This is a genomic window from Pseudomonas sp. H3_D04 (assembly GCF_054669175.1).
Genome location: NZ_CP162801.1, coordinates 2,065,836 through 2,084,131, shown reverse-complemented (window position 1 = coordinate 2,084,131; position 18,296 = coordinate 2,065,836). Strand labels below are relative to the sequence as shown.

The following is an 18,296-nucleotide window of genomic DNA, read 5'->3' as shown; positions in this document are numbered from 1 at the left end:
GAGGCTGTCAGCTGCACCGCAAACCTCAAGGCTCCAACCCGATCCCCCGCAAAATCACACTCGTCACCGTCTGCACCGCCCGTTCGAACTGCATGTCCGACAGTGGCTGATGGTCGTTGAGGATATTCACCTGATGATCAAAGTCCGCGTAATGCTGGGTCGACGCCCAGATCATGTACAGCAGGCTTGAAGGCTCCACCGGCAGGATGCGTTTGTCGTCCACCCACTGGCGGATTTTCGCTTCTTTCATCTTGGCCCAGTCGTACAGGCTCGCGTCCAGCGCCACGCCCAGGGTGGGGGCGCCGTGGATGATTTCATTGGCCCAGACTTTTGACCCATAAGGCCGGCTGCGCGAGTGGTTCATCTTGGCGCGGATGTAGCTGCTGAGCACCACGCGCGGATCGTCGAACATCTCGAAGCACAGCGCGTCCTGCTTCCACACTTCCAGCAAACCCAACAGCACGGCGCTGTACAGCTCGCTTTTGGTGCTGAAGTAGTAATGCAGGTTGGAGCGCGGCAGTTGCACTTCGGCGGCAATGTCGGCCATGGCGGTGCCGCCGAAGCCTTTTTCGGCGAAGACCTTTTCGGCCCCCAGCAAAATCTTCTCGACGTTACTGCGACGAATCTCGATCTTGTGATTGCCCATGAGGGCTCCCTGACAACAGCGTTGGCCAAGACTAGCATCCGCTCTACCTCGCGGCGACAAGGGAAAAACGAAACTTCACTCGCAGGTAAACTGGCGCTCCTTTCGACCGGCCTCCGAGGCAGCGGCGGTGCTTCCTCGGCTCCTTGCCCCCGATAATCGTGAGCCGAACCGGATCCCACAGGGATTCGAGCACACCGGCGCAAGTCATCGTATAACTTCTGATTGACAATCCCTGAACGCCCCGCAAATAATCGCCCCAATGTTGTACGACGACGTATGACAAAAAATAAAAACAACAAGAAACAAGGGAGCGTCACTGTGAGCAAACTCGTCCGCAATTCCTTCGCCAGCACCCCTCGCCCGACCTTTGTATGCCGCACCACCCTGAGCCTGATCGGTTGCAGCGGCCTGGCCTTCGCCTTGCCGATGACCAGCTATGCAGAAGGTTTCGTTGATGACGCCAAAGCCACGTTGAACCTGCGTAACGCCTACATCAATCGCAATTACACCAACCCGGCCTATCCCCAGGGCAAGGCTGAGGAATGGACGCAAAACTTCATCCTCGACGCCAGGTCCGGATTCACCCCGGGCCCGGTCGGTTTCGGTGTGGATGTGCTGGGCTTGTACTCGCAAAAACTCGACGGCGGCAAAGGCACAGGCGGCACCCAGCTGCTGCCGATCCACGACGACGGCCGCCCGGCCGACAATTTCGGCCGCATGGGCGTGGCCCTCAAAGGCAAAATCTCCAAAACCGAAGTGAAGGTCGGGGAATGGATGCCGGTGCTGCCGATCCTGCGCTCCGACGACGGCCGCTCTCTGCCGCAAACCTTCCGTGGCGGCCAGGTGACGTCCACCGAGATCAGCGGCCTGACGCTCTACGGCGGCCAGTTCCGCCAGAACAGCCCGCGCAACGATGCGAGCATGGAAGACATGTCCATGAACACCAAGGCCGCATTCACCTCGGACCGCTTCAACTTCGGCGGCGGCGAATACGCGTTCAACGACAAGCGCACCCAGGTCGGCGTCTGGTACTCGGAACTCAGCGACATTTACCAGCAGCAATATTTCAACCTGAGCCACAGCCAGCCCATCGGCGACTGGACCCTGGGCGCCAACCTCGGTTACTTCATCGGCAAGGAAGACGGCAGCGCTTTCGCTGGCGACCTCGACAACAAAACCGCATTCGCCATGCTCTCGGCCAAATATGGCGGCAACACCTTCTACGTCGGCCTGCAAAAACTCAGCGGCGACGATGTCTGGATGCGGGTCAACGGCACCAGCGGCGGCACCCTGGCCAACGACAGCTACAACTCCAGCTACGACAACGCCAAGGAAAAATCCTGGCAGTTGCGTCACGACTATAACTTCGTCGCCCTCGGCGTTCCTGGCCTGACGATGATGAACCGCTACATCAGCGGCGATAACGTGCACACCGGGACGATCACCGATGGCAAGGAGTGGGGCCGCGAGTCGGAACTGGCCTACACCGTGCAAAGCGGCCCGCTGAAGAACCTCAACGTCAAATGGCGCAACGCGACCATCCGCAAGAGCTTCAGCACCAACGAATTCGATGAAAACCGCATTTTCATCAGTTACCCGATTTCGTTGCTGTAAGGCAGACATCCCTTGCAGGCTCACATCAATCCTGTGGTCAGAAGATCCTCTTATCACAGGGATGTGTGAAATGACCCTCCGTCATTTTCAACCAAAGTCGCGTTGACAAGACTCGGAAAGCCTTACGATACTTCAACAAAGTCATACGACAACCTACAACAATAATAGCGCCCCAAGGGACTCCCATGACCACCACTTCCACAGCCCCTTTCAATCGCCTGTTGCTGACCGGTGCCGCCGGTGGCCTCGGTAAAGTGCTTCGCGAAAGCCTGCGCCCTTATGCCAACGTCATTCGCCTGTCGGACATCGCCGACATGTCCCCCGCCACCGATGACCGCGAAGAAGTCGTCAAATGCGACCTGGCGGACAAGCAGGCCGTCCACCAACTGGTCGAAGGGGTGGACGCGATCCTGCACTTTGGCGGCGTCTCGACGGAGCACTCGTTTGAAGAGATCCTCGGTGCCAACATCTGTGGCGTCTTCCACATCTACGAAGCCGCACGCCGCCATGGCGTGAAACGGGTGATTTTCGCCAGTTCCAACCACGTCATCGGCTTCTACAAGCAAGGCGAAATCATCGACGCCCACTGCCCTCGCCGCCCGGACAGCTATTACGGCTTGTCCAAGTCCTACGGCGAAGACATGGCCAGTTTCTATTTCGATCGCTATGGCATCGAGACCGTCAGCATCCGCATCGGCTCCTCGTTCCCGGAACCGCAGAACCGCCGAATGATGAGCACCTGGCTGAGTTTCGGCGACCTGACCCACTTGCTCGAACGCGCGCTGTACGCGCCGAACGTCGGGCACACCGTGGTGTACGGCATGTCCGACAACAAGAACGTCTGGTGGGACAACCGTTTCGCGACCGCCTTGGGCTATGCACCGCAGGACAGCTCTGAAGTGTTCCGCGAAAAAGTCGAAGCGCAGCCGATGCCTGCGGCGGACGACCCGAGCATGGTTTACCAGGGTGGCGCGTTTGTGGCGTCCGGCCCGTTCGGTGACTGAAACCGCTGACTTCACTTGATCCCCACAACAAAAATCCAAGGGAATGAGTTGCCATGCAAGCCGAATTGATTGTTGATGCCCGTAACGCGGTAGGAGAAAGCCCGGTCTGGGTCCCCGAGGAAAACGCCCTGTACTGGGTGGATATTCCTGCCGGTGGATTGCAGCGCTGGAGCGCCGACAGCGGTCATGTCAATGCCTGGAAAGCCCCACAAATGCTCGCCTGCATCGCCCGTCACCGCGATCGCGGTTGGGTGGCCGGGATGGAAAGCGGCTTCTTCCATTTGCAGCCGCACAACGACGGCAGCCTCGACAGCGAACTGCTGGCCCACGTCGATCATGCCCGCGTCGACATGCGCCTGAACGACGGTCGCTGTGATCGTCAGGGCCGTTTCTGGGCCGGCAGCATGGTGCTGAACATGGGCGCCAACGCCGCCGATGGCACGTTGTATCGCTACAGCGCCGGGCAACGCGGACCGCTCGAAGCGCAACTCGGCGGGTTCATTGTGCCCAACGGCCTGGGCTTCAGCCCGGACGGCCGGACGATGTACCTGTCTGATTCCCATCCCCTGGTCCAGCAGATCTGGGCCTTCGATTACGACATCGACAGCGGCACGCCGTCCAATCGGCGGTTGTTCGTCGACATGAATCAATTCCCCGGACGCCCCGACGGCGCCGCCGTTGATGCTGAAGGCGGCTACTGGATCTGCGCCAACGACGCCGGGCTGATTCACCGCTTCACCCCGGACGGTCGACTGGACCGTTCCCTCGCCGTGCCCGTGAAAAAACCCACCATGTGCGCCTTCGGTGGCAGTCGACTGGACACGCTGTTCGTGACCTCGATCCGCCCCGGTGACGACGATGACCCGCGATCACTGGCCGGCGGCGTGTTTGCGCTCAATCCCGGCGTCAAAGGTTTACCGGAACCGCTGTTCAACGATCTGCTTTAACCGCTTCTGCTACACCCTTGCGCCTTGAATACAAAAAAAATAACAAACTGGAGACACCCCCATGGACTTCAAACGCACCTTGCTCGCCGCTGCACTCCCTTTGGCCTTCACCCTCAGCAGTGCCGCTCAGGCGCTGGAAATCAAGTTCGCCGACATCCACCCCACTGGTTATCCGACCGTGGTGGCCGAGGAGCAACTGGGTAAAACTCTGGTGGCCGACAGCAACGGCGCCCTGACCTTCAAGATGTTCGCCGGCGGTGTGCTCGGCTCGGAAAAAGAAGTGGTTGAACAAGCCCAGGTCGGCGCCATTCAGATGGCGCGGGTCAGCCTCGGTATCGTCGGGCCGGTGGTGCCGGACGTGAACGTGTTCAACATGCCGTTCGTGTTCCGCGACCAGGCGCACATGCGCAAGGTCATTGACGGTGAAGTCGGCGACGAGATCCTGGCCAAAATCACCGATTCCGAGTTTGGCCTGGTTGCCCTGGCCTGGATGGATGGCGGTACTCGCAACATCTACACCAAAAAACCGGTCAACAACCCCGAAGATCTCAAAGGCATGAAGATCCGCGTAATGGGCAACCCCATGTTCATCGAAACCATCAACGCCATGGGCGGTAACGGTATCGCGATGGACACTGGCGAAATCTTCAGTGCCTTGCAGACCGGTGTGATCGATGGCGCAGAAAACAACCCGCCAACGCTGCTTGAGCACAACCACTATCAAAACGCCAAGTTCTACAGCCTGACCGGCCACCTGATCCTGCCCGAGCCTATCGTGATGTCGAAAATCACCTGGGAAAAACTCACCCCCGAGCAGCAGACACTGGTGAAGAAAGCCGCCAAAGCCGCACAGGCGCAGGAACGCATCTTGTGGGACGCGAAGACGGCCAGCAGTGAAGAAAAACTCAAGGCCGCCGGGGTCAAGTTCATCACCGTCGACAAGAAACCTTTCTATGAGGCAACCGCCTCGATCCGCGAAAAATACGGCGCACCTTATGCCGACCTGATCAAGCGCATCGAAGCCGTTCAGTAACCCTCCTTGCCCTCATGAAAGGCCCGGCGCCATTGACGTGGGTATATGTCAGTGCGCGCCCGGTTACGGTGAAACCCGATGAAGAATCTACTGCTACGCATCAACGACAAAATTTACATGACCTGCATCTGGGTAGCCGGTCTGTCGGTCCTGACCATTTCCCTGATCATTCCCTGGGGCGTCTTTGCCCGTTACGTCCTCGGCACCGGCTCAAGCTGGCCGGAGCCCACCGCCATCTTGCTGATGATGGTCTTCACCTTCATTGGCGCCGCTGCCAGCTACCGCGCCGGCGCGCACATGGCCGTGGCCATGCTCACCGACCGCATGCCCCCCGGAGTGCGCAATGCGATGGCGATTGTCTCGCAACTGCTGATGGCGACCATCTGCCTGTTCATGACTATCTGGGGCACCAAGCTCTGCCTGTCGACCTGGAACCAGTTCATGAGCGCCATGCCGACGCTGCGCGTGGGCATCACCTACATGCCGATCCCGATTGGCGGGTTGCTGACGCTGATCTTTGTCCTGGAAAAACTCTTGCTCGGTGACCAGAGCAACCGTCGGGTCGTGCGTTTCGACCTGGTTGAAGAAAGCGAAGGGGCTGCCTGAATGGACGCGTTGATTCTGTTGGGCAGTTTTATTGCACTGATCCTGATCGGCATGCCGGTCGCTTACGCACTGGGGCTTTCCGCCCTGATCGGTGCGTGGTGGATCGACATCCCGTTCCAGGCGCTGATGATTCAGGTCGCCGGCGGCGTGAACAAATTCTCGTTGCTGGCGATTCCGTTCTTCGTACTGGCCGGCGCGATCATGGCCGAGGGGGGCATGTCCCGCAGGCTGGTGGCCTTTGCCGGTGTGCTGGTCGGGTTTGTCCGTGGCGGCTTGTCGCTGGTCAACATCATGGCGTCGACCTTCTTCGGCGCAATCTCCGGCTCTTCGGTGGCGGACACCGCCTCGGTCGGCTCGGTGCTGATTCCTGAGATGGAACGCCGCGGCTACCCGCGGGAGTTTGCCACGGCCGTCACGGTCAGCGGCTCGGTGCAAGCGCTACTGACCCCGCCCAGCCACAACTCGGTGCTCTACTCCCTGGCCGCTGGCGGCACGGTGTCGATTGCGTCGCTGTTCATGGCCGGCGTCGTCCCGGGCCTGCTGATGAGCGCGTGCCTGATGGTGCTGTGCCTGATCTTCGCGAAAAAGCGCAACTACCCCAAGGGCGAAGTCATCCCCTTGAAGCAGGCGCTGAAAATCTGCGGCGAAGCCATGTGGGGCCTGATGGCGATGGTCATCATCCTCGGCGGGATTCTCTCGGGTATTTTCACCGCCACCGAATCGGCGGCGATTGCGGTGCTGTGGTCGTTCTTCGTGACCATGTTCATCTACCGCGACTACAAGTGGAGTGAACTGCCGAAGCTGATGCACCGCACCGTGCGGACGATTTCGATCGTGATGATCCTGATCGGCTTCGCTGCGAGCTTCGGCTACATCATGACGCTGATGCAGATTCCGTCGAAGATCACCACGATGTTCCTGACCCTGTCGGACAACCGTTACGTGATTCTGATGTGCATCAACGTCATGCTGCTGTTGCTCGGCACCGTGATGGACATGGCGCCGCTGATCCTGATCCTGACGCCGATCCTGATGCCGGTGATTCTGGGCATTGGCGTTGACCCGGTGCAGTTCGGCATGATCATGCTGGTGAACCTGGGGATCGGATTGATCACGCCGCCGGTGGGCGCGGTATTGTTTGTGGGGTCGGCCGTGGGCAAAGTCAGTATCGAAAAAACCGTGAAGGCACTGCTGCCGTTCTATGCCGTGCTGTTCCTGGTGCTTTTGGCCGTGACCTACATTCCGGCGCTGTCGCTGTGGTTGCCAAATTTGGTGTTGTAAAACCTTTTCTGCAGGAGCCAGGCTTGCCGGCGAAAGCGTCCCTGAGTGCGCCTTCGCCGGCAAGCCTGGCGCCTACAAACAGCCTGTTCACCCCTTACCGAAAAACCTGAATATCGCGGGTCAACATGACGCCAGAAATTCTCGAACTCAAAGACGAACTCACCCACCTCACCCTCGCCCCCGGACTCGGCGGCAGCGTTGTCAACTGGACCGTTCGCAGTACCGGGCAACCGCTGCTGCGTCACAACGACGCCCATGCGCTGAACACCGGTCTGCCGGGCAAACTGGGCTGCTATCCCCTGGTCCCCTGGTCTAACCGCATCGCCGAAGGAGGTTTTGACTGCCCCGAAGGCTGGCTCGCCTTGACGCCCAACAGCCTCACCGATCCGTTACCGATTCACGGCAGCGCCTGGCAACAACCGTGGCAGGTGATGTCGCAGACCCATGACGAAGTCGTCCTGCAACTCAACAGCATTGCCCCCTTCGCCTATCGCGCCCGGCAGCGGTTTCATCTGAAAGAGGGCCGATTGAGTATCGATCTGCACGTCACCCACTTGGCCAAACACCCCGCGTGGCATGGGCTCGGCCTGCACCCGTACTTTCCGCGCACAGCCGGCACACGACTACAGGCTCAAGCGGAAAAAGTCTGGTTATGCGATCAATCGAAACTGCCGACCGAACGGATGGACGTGCCCGACGAGTGGGACTTTCATCAGCTCAAAACCCTGCCGGACACGCTGGTCGACAACGGTTTCTGCGAATGGGACGGTCATTGCCTGATCCAGCAACCCGAGCTCGGTTATGAACTGGAATGCCAGGCCACCGGCAGCGATAACTACCTGCTCTACTGCCCGGTGGGCCTGGGTTTTTTCTGCATCGAACCGGTCAGCCATCCGGTCAACGCCCACCACTTGCCGGGTCGGCCGGGGCTGCGTCTGCTAGAGCAAGGTCAATCCACCGAACTGGGTTTCAGCCTGCACTATCGCCGGCTTGATCAGCCCAACATCTGACTGAGCACTGCACGCAACTTGCCGGGTTTCACCGGCTTGTTCAGCAGCGGCGCGTCGAGTCTCTGCAACGAGCGTCGACATTGGTCGGTGCGGTCGGCGGTGATGATCACCGCTGGAATCGTCCGGTTGAAATGCTCGCGCAAGTGCCGCACCACATCACAGCCCACCACCCCGTGATCGAGGTGGTAGTCCGCCAGAATCAGTTCCGGCGCCCGCCCCTGCAAGGCCGCCAACGCTGAGTGTTCATCCGTGGCAATGACCACCTCACAGCCCCACTGCCCGAGCAACGCGCTCATGCTCTCCAGAATGCTCACTTCGTTGTCCAGCACCAGCAGGCGCCGGCCCGGCAACGGGTTACCCGTACCCGGCTGCGGCGCGGCCAGACTGATCGGTAGCGGAATCTCATGGGAAATCGGCACGTCAATGCTGAACATCGAACCGCGTCCCGGGCGCGAATGTACGCCGATTTTATAGCCGAGGATCTTGGCGATACGCTCGACAATCGCCAGTCCGAGCCCCACGCCCTTACGGTCAGCGGCGCGCCCGACGTCCAGTTGATTGAATTCGAGGAAGATCGAGTCCAGCCGGTCCGCCGCGATCCCGCGCCCGGTGTCCCACACTTCCAGGCGCAGCATGTTGCCGCGCCGTCTGGCCCCCAGCAGAATGCAGCCCTCATCGGTATATCGGCAGGCGTTGCTGAGAAAGTTGCGCAGGATTCGGGTCATCAAGCGCAAGTCGGTGTGAATGGCGTAGTCGCCCATGTGCACCCGCAGGTTCAACCCGGCGGCCTCGGCCACCGACTGGAACTCCGAGACCAGCGGCGCGAGCAATTCGTCGAGGCGGTACAACGCGACGTCCGGCTTGACGGCAGCCTGATCGAGTCGGGAGATGTCGAGCAAATCGGTGAGCAAATCTTCAGCGCCTTCCAGGGCCTGGTGCGTGCGCTCCACCAGCACCTGCTCGACATCCGGCAATTTGCGCTCGCGTAACGTCGAGATCAGCAAACGGGCGGCGTTGAGCGGTTGCAGCAAGTCATGGCTGGCGGCAGCGAGGTATTTGTCCTTGCTGCGGTTGGCGGCTTCGGCGGCGTCCCGGGCGTCGCGCAACGCTTCTGCGATCTGTTTACGCTGGGTGATCTGCTGTTGCAGGTTGCGATTGGCTTCGAGCAGTTCGTCGGTGCGCGCGGTCACCCGCTGCTCCAATTCGTCATTGAGTTGTTGCAGGCGCTGCTGGGCGATTTTGCGTTCGGTGATGTCGGCGACAAAGCCCTCTACCAGCCCTTCCTGATCGGGTTTGAGCAACAGGTTCATCAACACGTCGAGGCTGCTGCCGTCCTTGCGCCGCAATTGGGTTTCATAACCGTGCAGGCTGCCTTGGTGGCGGAGGATTTCGCCGATGTTCTCCAGCTCCCGGGCACCGCCGACAAACAGGTTGCTCGCCAGGTCCGCCAGCGAAAACAACACTTCTTGCGGGTCCTGATAGCCGAGCATTCGTGCCAGCGCCGGGTTGGCGGCGCGCATGCCTTGCAGCAGGCTGGCCTGGAAGATCCCGTGCACGGCGTTTTCGAACAGCCACTTGTAGCGGTTGCGCTCGGCTTCCAACTCGTCCAGCCGTGCGGCGAGTTCCGGGTAATGGCTCTTGCGCGCCGAGTGGCTGCCTAATCCCAGTAGCCCGGCGAGCGCGCGTTGCTGCTCGTCAGAGGGCTTCGCCATAGACGACCTCGACATCACGCTGACTGGATTCGCGCGGGTTGGTGAGGATGCAGGGGTCGTGCATGGCGTGTTGCGACAGGAACGGAATGTCCGCGGTGCTGACCCCGTGCAACCCCAGGGTTTCATGGAAGCCGATCGCGTGTTTCAGGGCTATCAGGTGCTCGACCAGCCGTCCGCTGATCTGCCGGTGATTGAGGCCACGGCAATCGATGCCGAGGGTCTCGGCGATCACCTTGAAGCGATCCGGCGCCGAGCTGTAGTTGAACGCCACCACGTGTTCCACCAATACCGCGTTACACAAGCCGTGGGGCAAATCGAGGAAGCCGCCGAGGCTGTGGGACATCGCGTGCACCGCGCCCAGAATCGCGTTGGAGAACGCCAGTCCGGCCTGCATGCTGCCCAGCATGATTTTTTCGCGCAGGGCGATGTCGCCCGGGTTGGCGATCATCTGCACCAGGTTGCCGTTGATCAGGCGCATCGCTTCCAGGGCGTGCGGGTCGGTCAGTGGCCCGTGGCCGGTGGAGACGAACGCTTCGATGGCATGCACCAGCGCATCAATGCCGGTACAGGCCGACAGGAACGGGTCCATGCTCAGGGTGGTTTCCGGGTCGATCAGCGACACGTCCGGCACCACGGCCTTGCTGACGATGGAGAACTTCATGCGTTCTTGCTGGTTGGAAATGATCACGAATTGCGAGACATCGGCCGAGGTGCCGGCGGTGGTCGGAATCAGGATCAACGGCGGGCTGGGCACACGAATGGTGTCCACGCCTTCAAATTCAAGGATGTTGCGCCCGTGGGCGACGACGATGCCGATGCCTTTGCCGCAATCCATCGGGCTGCCACCGCCGACCGCAACGATCACATCGCAGTGGTTTTCCTTGTACAACTCGGCGCCGAGCATGACTTCCTCGACCCGCGGGTTGGGTGACACGTCGCTATAGAGAAAGTAGTCGATGCCCTGGGCTTGCAGGCTGGCTTCGACATCGGCCACCCAACCGGCGGCAATCACACCGGGGTCGCTGACCACCAGCACCTTGCGCGCACCAAAGGTTTTGGCGCAGTTGCCGACGTTATGCCGGCAACCGGCACCGAAGATGATTTCAGGCGAAACGAATTTACGCAGCTGGCTGAGACTCTGGCTCATTGGAAAGCCTGTTTTTATTGTTTTGAAGGTAGAACCACACTAACCCATCCCGACGCGAATGCAATCAGACCAATGGGTAGCAAGCAGGCCGATATTGTATTCACCGTAAATCCCCTGTGGGAGCGAGCCTGCTCGCGAAAGCGGTGGGTCAGGCAATGTAGATGTTGAATGTGCAGGCCTCTTCGCAAGCAGGCTCACGCCTACAGGGAATTTGTGTCGTCCTTGGTTTATCCGCGATAGATCAGCCGCGATGCTTTCTCGTTACGCAACGTAAGGTGCTCCATGCCCTGCCCCGGCGCGTCCGCTTCGTCGCGGGCCTTGAGGATCACCCCGTGGTGCGCCGACTTGCTGCACACCGGGTCGGCGTTTTCGGCATCACCGGTCAGCATGAACGCCTGGCAGCGACAGCCACCCAAATCCTTGTGCTTCTCATCGCAGGAGCGGCACGGCTCTTTCATCCAGTCATCGCCACGAAAGCGATTGAAGCCGAAGGATTCGGTCCAGATGTGCGAGACGCTATGTTCGCGCACGTTGGGAAACTCCACCGGTAACTGGCGGGCGCTGTGACAAGGCAGTGCCGTGCCGTCCGGGGTGATGTCGAGAAACAGGTTGGCCCAGCCGTTCATGCAGGTCTTGGGGCGCTCTTCGTAGTAGTCCGGGGTGACGAAGATCAGCTTGCAGGGATGCCCTTGGGCCTCGAGCCGCTCGCGGTATTCGTTGGTGATGCGCTCGGCGCGCTGCAATTGCTCGCGGGTCGGCAACAGGCCGACGCGGTTGAGTTCGGCCCAGCCGTAGAACTGACAGGTGGCCAGCTCGACGAAGTCCGCTTCCAGTTCCAGGCAAAGGTCGATGATCTGCGCGATCTGGTCGATGTTGTGCCGGTGGGTGACGAAATTCAGCACCATCGGGTAACCCTGGGCCTTGACTGCTCGGGCCATGGCGAGCTTCTGGGCGAAGGCCTTGCGCGAGCCGGCGAGCATGTTGTTGACCTGCTCGTCGGCGGCCTGAAAGCTGATCTGGATGTGGTCCAGCCCGGCGACCTTGAAGTCGCGGACTTTCTGCTCGGTCAGGCCGATGCCCGAGGTGATGAGGTTGGTGTAATAGCCCATGTCCCGCGCCGCTTTGATCAGCTCGGCCAGGTCCTGTCGCACCAACGGTTCACCGCCAGAAAAACCCAGTTGCGCCGCGCCCATCTCCCGGGCTTCGCGGAACACCCGAATCCATTCTTCGGTACTCAATTCCTCGCCTTGCTGGGCGAAATCCAGCGGGTTGGAGCAATACGGGCATTGCAACGGGCAGCGATAGGTCAGCTCGGCCAATAACCACAAGGGCGGACCGGGTGGCTGTTCGATCAGGTTCACAGGGCGATCCCCCGGTGCCAGACATTCTGCTTGGTGACGGTGTGATACGGCGGCCGACCCAGCTCATAGGCCATGCTCATCGCGTCGAGCATGCTCCACAGCACGTCGAGCTTGAACTGCAGAATCTCCAACATGCGTTGCTGGCCGTCGACCGTGACGTAGTGCGCCAGGGTGATGCGCAAACCATGCTCGACATCGCGCCGCGCCTGGCTCAGGCGCGTGCGGAAATAGTCGTAACCGGCCGGGTCGATCCACGGGTAATGGGTGGGCCAGGCGTCGAGTCGGGACTGATGGATCTGCGGCGCGAACAGTTCGGTGAGCGAACTGCTGGCCGCTTCCTGCCAACAGGCGCGACGGGCGAAATTGACGTAGGCGTCCACCGCGAAGCGCACGCCAGGCAGCACCAATTCCTGAGAAAGGATTTGCTCACGGTCCAACCCCACCGCTTCACCCAGACGCAGCCAGGCTTCAATGCCGCCTTCGCTGCCGGGGACGCCATCGTGGTCGAGGATGCGTTGCAGCCATTCACGGCGCACGTCGCGGTCCGGGCAGTTGGCGAGGATCGCGGCATCCTTGAGCGGGATGTTCACCTGGTAGCAGAAGCGATTGGCGACCCAGCCCTGAATCTGCTCGCGGGTAGCACGGCCGGCGTACATGGCTTGGTGGAACGGGTGGTGGATGTGGTAGTAGGCGCCTTTGGCGCGCAGGGCTTGCTCGAACTCGGCGGGGGACATGGGTTGGTCAGTCATTGCGGTTCTCCGGATTTCTCGGTGTTACGGCTGACACCTTCGCGGGCAAGCCTCGCTCCTACAAGGTCTCGCCGACTGCAGAAGTAGCGCACGACACAAAACTTGCAGGAGCGAGGCTCGCCCGCGAAGAGGCCATGAGCTACAGCTCAATACTCATGCCATCAAAAGCCACCTCAATCCCCCGCCGCGCCAGCAACGCGCGCTCAGCCGAGTCTTCATCGAGGATCGGATTGGTGTTGTTAATGTGGATCAGCACTTTGCGTTGACGGGTAAACCTTTCCAGCACTTCAAGCATCCCGCCAGGACCGCTTTGCGGTAGATGCCCCATTTCACTGCCCAGGCTCTGGCCGACTTCACACACGCGCATCTCGTCGTCGCGCCACAGGGTGCCGTCCAGCAGCAGGCAATCGGCGCGCTGCATCCAGCTCAGCACTTCGTCGTCGATTTGCCCAAGGCCCGGGGCGTAGAACACGCTGGCGCCGCTGCGCCGGTCTTCGATAAACAAACCGATGGTGTCGCCCGGTTGCGGATGGCCGCGATTGGGCGAGTACGGCGGCGCGTTGCTCACCAGCGGAATCGCGCGAAATTGCAGGTGTTCGCAGGCTTTGATGCGGAATGGTTCACGGTCCAGCCCGACCGGTTGCCAGTGCAACCCGCCGTTCCAGTGCTCAAGCATGGTGAATAAGGGAAAACCACTGCTCAGGTCTTGATGCACGCGTTCCGTGCACCAGACCGAATGTGGGCAGCCTTCGCGCAGGCTCAACAGACCAGTGCAATGGTCGATCTGGCTGTCCAGCAGGACGACTGCGGCGATCGCCGTATCGCGCAAGCGGCGGGCCGGTTGTAGTTCCGGGAAACCTTCAAGCTGCGCGCGAATGTCCGGTGACGCATTGCACAGCACCCACTCCACACCGTTGTCGCTCAGGGCAATCGACGACTGCGTGCGCCGTTGCGCCCGCAGGCTGCCATTGCGCATCCCGGCGCATTGGCGGCAGTTGCAGTTCCATTGCGGAAAACCGCCACCAGCGGCGGAACCGAGAACGCGGATGTGCATGGGAGGCTCCAGAAGGCAGGCCCGGCCAACGCGACGGCTGGCCGGGTGGACAATCAACGGTTGGCGAAATACATCGTCACTTCAAAACCAATGCGCAGATCGGTAAACGCGGGTTTATTCCACATGGGTCAATCCTCTTCTTGTGCCGGGACATTCCGGTAAAGCCATTAATGCACGGGGCGCGAGACGACCGAATGCTACTTTCGAACGAGGTCGCGGCGTGCGTTGGTAGGGGGTCTTCAATCGCACAAAAACCAATGTGGGAGCGAGCCTGCTCGCGAAGAGGCCAGCACATTCAACATGGATGTTGACTGTCAGGCCGCCTTCGCGAGCAGGCTCGCTCCCACAGGGGATTGCGGTGTGCCTAGGGGATCAGAAGAAGCCCATCGGGTTGATGTCGTAGCTCACCAGCAGGTTTTTGGTCTGCTGATAATGGTCGAGCATCATCTTGTGGTTTTCACGGCCGACACCGGACTTCTTGTAGCCACCGAACGCCGCATGCGCCGGGTACAGGTGGTAGCAGTTGGTCCAGACCCGCCCGGCCTTGATCGCCCGGCCCATGCGGTAGGCGCGGTTGATGTCGCGGGTCCACAGGCCGGCGCCGAGACCGAACTCGCTGTCGTTGGCGATCGCCAGAGCTTCGGCTTCGTCCTTGAAGGTGGTGATACCCACCACCGGGCCAAAGATTTCTTCCTGGAACACGCGCATTTTGTTGTGGCCCTTGAGCAGGGTCGGCTGGATGTAATAGCCGCTGGACAAGTCGCCCTCCAGACGCTCGGCCGCGCCGCCGGTGAGCAGTTCGGCACCCTCCTCCTGGGCAATTTTCAGGTACGAGAGGATCTTGTCGTATTGCTGCTCGGACGCCTGGGCGCCGACCATGGTTTCGGTGTCCAGCGGGTTGCCGCGCTTGATCTTGACGATCTTCGTCATCACCACTTTCATGAAGTCGTCGTAGATCGACTCCTGCACCAGGGCCCGGGACGGACAGGTGCAGACTTCACCCTGGTTGAAGAACGCCAGCACCAGGCCTTCAGCGGCCTTCTCGATGAACTGCGGCTCGGCTTGCATGATGTCTTCGAAGAAGATGTTCGGCGACTTGCCGCCCAGCTCGACGGTGCTTGGAATGATGTTCTCGGCCGCGCATTTCATGATGTGCGCGCCAATCGGCGTGGAACCGGTGAAGGCAATCTTGGCGATGCGCTTGCTGGTGGCCAGCGCCTCACCCGCTTCACGGCCGAAGCCCTGAACGATGTTCAAAACGCCGGGTGGCAGCAAGTCGGCGATCAGCTCGGCGAAGACCATGATCGACAGCGGCGTCTGTTCGGCGGGTTTGAGCACCACGCAGTTGCCGGCAGCCAGGGCCGGGGCGAGTTTCCAGGCGGCCATCAGCAGCGGGAAGTTCCACGGGATGATCTGCCCGACCACGCCCAGCGGCTCGTGGAAGTGATAGGCGGTGGTCAGCTCATTAATCTCGGCGGCGCCGCCCTCTTGGGCGCGGATGCAGCCAGCGAAGTAGCGAAAATGGTCGGCGGCCAGCGGCACGTCGGCGTTCAAGGTCTCGCGCACGGCCTTGCCGTTGTCCCAGGTTTCGGTGACAGCGAGGATTTCCAGGTTCTGTTCGATACGGTCGGCGATTTTCAGCAGCACCAGCGAGCGATCCTGGGCCGAGGTCTTGCCCCAGGCATCCGCCGCCGCATGGGCAGCGTCGAGGGCTTTTTCGATGTCGGCGGCGTTGGAACGCGGGAATTCGGCGATGACTTCACCGGTGACCGGCGAGGTGTTGGTGAAGTACTCGCCATTGACCGGGGCAACGAACTCGCCGCCGATGAAGTTGCCGTAGCGCGCTTTGAAGGAAACGACGGCGCCGGGTGTTCCGGGTTGTGCGTAGATCATGGTGGGCCTCTGTCTGGGTCGATGCCTGTCGGGCAAACAGGCGATGAACCGATAGTAGAGAGCCCCGCGTGCCAGACGAATGCGCCGTTGGCAGGGGGACTCTCGTTATTTGGTCGTAGAAAACGCCTCGGTTCTTGATCGTTCCCACGCTCCGCGTGGGAATGCCTCAACGGACGCTCCGCGTTCGGCTCTTGGGACGCAGAGCGTCCCGGGCTGCATTCCCACGCAGAGCGTGGGAACGATCAATGCGGTGGATTCAGGGTTAGTGTTTGGCGACGAGGTCTTTGGGCAGCTTGAAGGTCCAGAGCATCCCACCCTGGTTGAAGTCCTTGATGCGCTTGGCTACTTCGCCGCCCCACAACGGCACGGCGCCACCCCAGCCGGACAGCACCGAAACGTATTGTTCGCCGTCCATTTCCCAGGTCACAGGCGAGCCGAGGACGCCGGAGCCGGTCTGGAATTCCCAGACTTTCTCGCCGGTCTTGGCGTTGAACGCCTGGAGGAAACCTTCCGGCGTGCCGGTGAACACCAGGTTGCCCTTGGTGGTCAGCACCCCGCCCCACAGCGGCGCGAAGTTCTTGTGGCGCCAGACTTCCTTGCCGGTCTTCGGATCGATGGCACGCAGCACACCGATGTAGTCTTCATTCAACGGCTTGATGGTGAAGCCTGCACCGAGGAACGCCGCGCCTTTCTTGTAGGCGATGCCTTCGTTCCAGATGTCCATGCCCCACTCGTTGGACGGCACGTAGAACAGTCCGGTGTCCTTGTTGTAGGCCATCGGCATCCAGTTTTTCGCGCCGAGGAACGCCGGGGCGACAAACACCGAACTGCCTTTGGCTTCGGTGCCCGGTGCGCCAGGGCGGCTGGCTTCGTTGTAGATCGGCCGGCCCTCTTTATCCAGGCCAGTGGCCCAGGTGATCTTGTCCACGAACGGGAAGCCGCGAATGAATTTGCCGTTGGTGCGGTCCAGCACGTAGAAGAAACCGTTACGGTCAGCAGTGGCGGCGGCTTTGATTTCTTTGCCGCCTTCGGTGTAGTTGAACGACACCAGCTCGTTCACGCCGTCATAGTCCCAACCGTCGTGCGGCGTGCTCTGGAAGTGCCATTTGATGGTGCCGTCGTCCGGGTTGAGCGCCAGGCGCGACGACGAGTAGAGGTTATCGCCAGGACGCAGGTGCGAGTTCCATGGCGCCGGGTTGCCGGTACCGAACAGCAGCAGATTGGTTTCCGGGTCGTAGTAGCCGCCGAGCCAAGGCGCCGCGCCGCCGGTTTTCCAGAGATCGCCGGGCCAGGTCTTGCCGGCTTCACCGCCGGAGATACCGTTCTCTACCGCTTTGCCGTCCTTGTAGGTGTAACCCATGTGGCCTTCGACGGTAGGTCGGGTCCACAGCAGATCGCCGTTTTTCGGGTCGTAGGCTTCGATCTTGCCGACCACGCCGAATTCGCCACCGGCCACGCCCGTGATCAGTTTGCCGTTGATGACCAGCGGCGCGGCGCTGATCGAATAACCTTCTTTGTGGTCGGCAACTTTCTTGCTCCAGACCACTTTGCCGGTGTCCTTGTTCAGGGCCACAAGCTTGGCGTCGAGGGTGCCGAAGAACACCAGGTCGCCGTACAGCGCGACGCCACGGTTGATCACATCACAGCAAGGACGGATGTCATCGGGCAGGCGCGCATCGTATTGCCAGAGTTTTTTGCCGGTGCGAGCATCCACGGCGAACACCCGCGAGTAGGACCCGGTCATGTACATCACGCCGTCCTTGATCATCGGCTGTGCTTGCTGACCGCGCTGTTTTTCCCCGCCAAAGGAGAACGCCCAGACCGGGCGCAAGTCCTTCACGTTACTGACGTTGAGCGTATCCAGCGGGCTGTAGCGCTGACCCTGGACGCCCAGACCGTTGGTGACGATCTGCTCCGGGTTCTTGGGGTCCTGGAGAATGTCCTGGTCGGTGACGCCGGCCAATGCCTGGCCGGACAACAGCATGGCACTGAGCAACAGGCTCAAGACGAAGGGTTGGCGACGTGCGGGTTGGGTCATGACGGCTGCCTCTGCGGTTTTTGTTATACCCGGGAAATTTTCCCGGTCTGGTGCAGATTCTTGGGCGCCGCCGCCCTCGCAACAATTGCCCGCAGTGTGGAGATTGCTAGTTCCTTAGTAGCGGGTCGGAGCAGATGAACACCGGTTATGTAGGTCGACACCGGCCCCTGTGGGAGCGAGCCTGCTCGCGAAGGCGCCGTG

Annotated in this window: 16 protein-coding genes; 7 read left to right on the top strand and 9 right to left on the bottom strand. The window is 60.8% G+C overall.

Annotation, left to right across the window (positions count from 1 at the left end; all coding sequences use genetic code 11):
• Positions 1 to 25: 25 nt before the first annotated feature.
• A complete protein-coding gene (locus AB4N91_RS09810; protein ID WP_010455096.1) occupies positions 26 to 646 on the bottom strand; it encodes a TetR/AcrR family transcriptional regulator in 621 nt (206 codons plus the stop codon).
• A 318-nt stretch (positions 647 to 964) separates the two neighbouring features.
• Here AB4N91_RS09810 and AB4N91_RS09805 point away from each other — a divergent pair, with 318 nt between their 5' ends.
• The 7 genes from AB4N91_RS09805 to AB4N91_RS09775 all read left to right on the top strand — a co-directional run bounded on the left by AB4N91_RS09805 (position 965) and on the right by AB4N91_RS09775 (position 8,141).
• Positions 965 to 2,260 (top strand): OprD family porin, encoded by a 1,296-nt coding sequence (locus tag AB4N91_RS09805; protein ID WP_010455098.1) that lies wholly within the window; start codon positions 965 to 967, stop codon positions 2,258 to 2,260.
• A 185-nt stretch (positions 2,261 to 2,445) separates the two neighbouring features.
• On the top strand, positions 2,446 to 3,264 hold the full coding sequence (locus AB4N91_RS09800) for an NAD-dependent epimerase/dehydratase family protein (RefSeq protein WP_221106245.1): 819 nt from the start codon (positions 2,446 to 2,448) through the stop codon (positions 3,262 to 3,264).
• Positions 3,265 to 3,317: 53 nt separating this feature from the next.
• Positions 3,318 to 4,211, top strand: coding sequence for an SMP-30/gluconolactonase/LRE family protein (locus AB4N91_RS09795; RefSeq protein ID WP_083376523.1), 894 nt, complete (start codon positions 3,318 to 3,320; stop codon positions 4,209 to 4,211).
• Positions 4,212 to 4,272: 61 nt separating this feature from the next.
• Positions 4,273 to 5,244 carry a TRAP transporter substrate-binding protein gene (locus AB4N91_RS09790; RefSeq protein WP_010455104.1) on the top strand — a complete coding sequence of 324 codons (972 nt, stop codon included), beginning with the start codon at positions 4,273 to 4,275 and terminating at the stop codon, positions 5,242 to 5,244.
• 78 nt (positions 5,245 to 5,322) lie between these two features.
• A complete protein-coding gene (locus AB4N91_RS09785) occupies positions 5,323 to 5,850 on the top strand; it encodes a TRAP transporter small permease (RefSeq protein WP_010455106.1) in 528 nt (175 codons plus the stop codon).
• Positions 5,851 to 7,131: a TRAP transporter large permease gene (locus AB4N91_RS09780; RefSeq protein ID WP_010455107.1), complete on the top strand. Its 1,281-nt coding sequence runs from the start codon at positions 5,851 to 5,853 to the stop codon at positions 7,129 to 7,131.
• A gap of 125 nt (positions 7,132 to 7,256) precedes the next feature.
• On the top strand, positions 7,257 to 8,141 hold the full coding sequence (locus AB4N91_RS09775) for an aldose 1-epimerase (protein WP_282411853.1): 885 nt from the start codon (positions 7,257 to 7,259) through the stop codon (positions 8,139 to 8,141).
• On the opposite strand, the gene AB4N91_RS09770 is transcribed toward AB4N91_RS09775, so the two are convergent.
• From AB4N91_RS09770 to AB4N91_RS09735, 8 genes are all read right to left on the bottom strand, one after another.
• Positions 8,126 to 9,853 (bottom strand): hybrid sensor histidine kinase/response regulator, encoded by a 1,728-nt coding sequence (locus AB4N91_RS09770; protein WP_010455112.1) that lies wholly within the window; start codon positions 9,851 to 9,853, stop codon positions 8,126 to 8,128. The genes AB4N91_RS09775 and AB4N91_RS09770 overlap by 16 nt on opposite strands.
• A complete protein-coding gene (ercA, locus tag AB4N91_RS09765; RefSeq protein ID WP_010455114.1) occupies positions 9,837 to 11,000 on the bottom strand; it encodes an alcohol dehydrogenase-like regulatory protein ErcA in 1,164 nt (387 codons plus the stop codon). Before ercA ends, AB4N91_RS09770 begins: the two co-directional genes overlap by 17 nt.
• A gap of 227 nt (positions 11,001 to 11,227) precedes the next feature.
• On the bottom strand, positions 11,228 to 12,361 hold the full coding sequence (gene pqqE / locus AB4N91_RS09760; protein ID WP_010455116.1) for a pyrroloquinoline quinone biosynthesis protein PqqE: 1,134 nt from the start codon (positions 12,359 to 12,361) through the stop codon (positions 11,228 to 11,230).
• Positions 12,358 to 13,110, bottom strand: coding sequence for a pyrroloquinoline-quinone synthase PqqC (gene pqqC / locus AB4N91_RS09755; protein ID WP_460112368.1), 753 nt, complete (start codon positions 13,108 to 13,110; stop codon positions 12,358 to 12,360). The genes pqqE and pqqC overlap by 4 nt, the downstream gene beginning before the upstream one ends.
• 139 nt (positions 13,111 to 13,249) lie before the next feature.
• Complete coding sequence (gene pqqB / locus AB4N91_RS09750) at positions 13,250 to 14,164, bottom strand: pyrroloquinoline quinone biosynthesis protein PqqB (RefSeq protein ID WP_304874834.1); 915 nt, start codon at positions 14,162 to 14,164, stop codon at positions 13,250 to 13,252.
• Positions 14,165 to 14,217: 53 nt separating this feature from the next.
• Positions 14,218 to 14,289: a pyrroloquinoline quinone precursor peptide PqqA gene (gene pqqA, locus AB4N91_RS09745; protein WP_010455123.1), complete on the bottom strand. Its 72-nt coding sequence runs from the start codon at positions 14,287 to 14,289 to the stop codon at positions 14,218 to 14,220.
• A gap of 247 nt (positions 14,290 to 14,536) precedes the next feature.
• Positions 14,537 to 16,057 (bottom strand): acetaldehyde dehydrogenase ExaC, encoded by a 1,521-nt coding sequence (exaC, locus tag AB4N91_RS09740; RefSeq protein ID WP_077749287.1) that lies wholly within the window; start codon positions 16,055 to 16,057, stop codon positions 14,537 to 14,539.
• A gap of 262 nt (positions 16,058 to 16,319) precedes the next feature.
• A complete protein-coding gene (locus AB4N91_RS09735; protein ID WP_102594346.1) occupies positions 16,320 to 18,095 on the bottom strand; it encodes a PQQ-dependent methanol/ethanol family dehydrogenase in 1,776 nt (591 codons plus the stop codon).
• Positions 18,096 to 18,296: the final 201 nt, after the last annotated feature.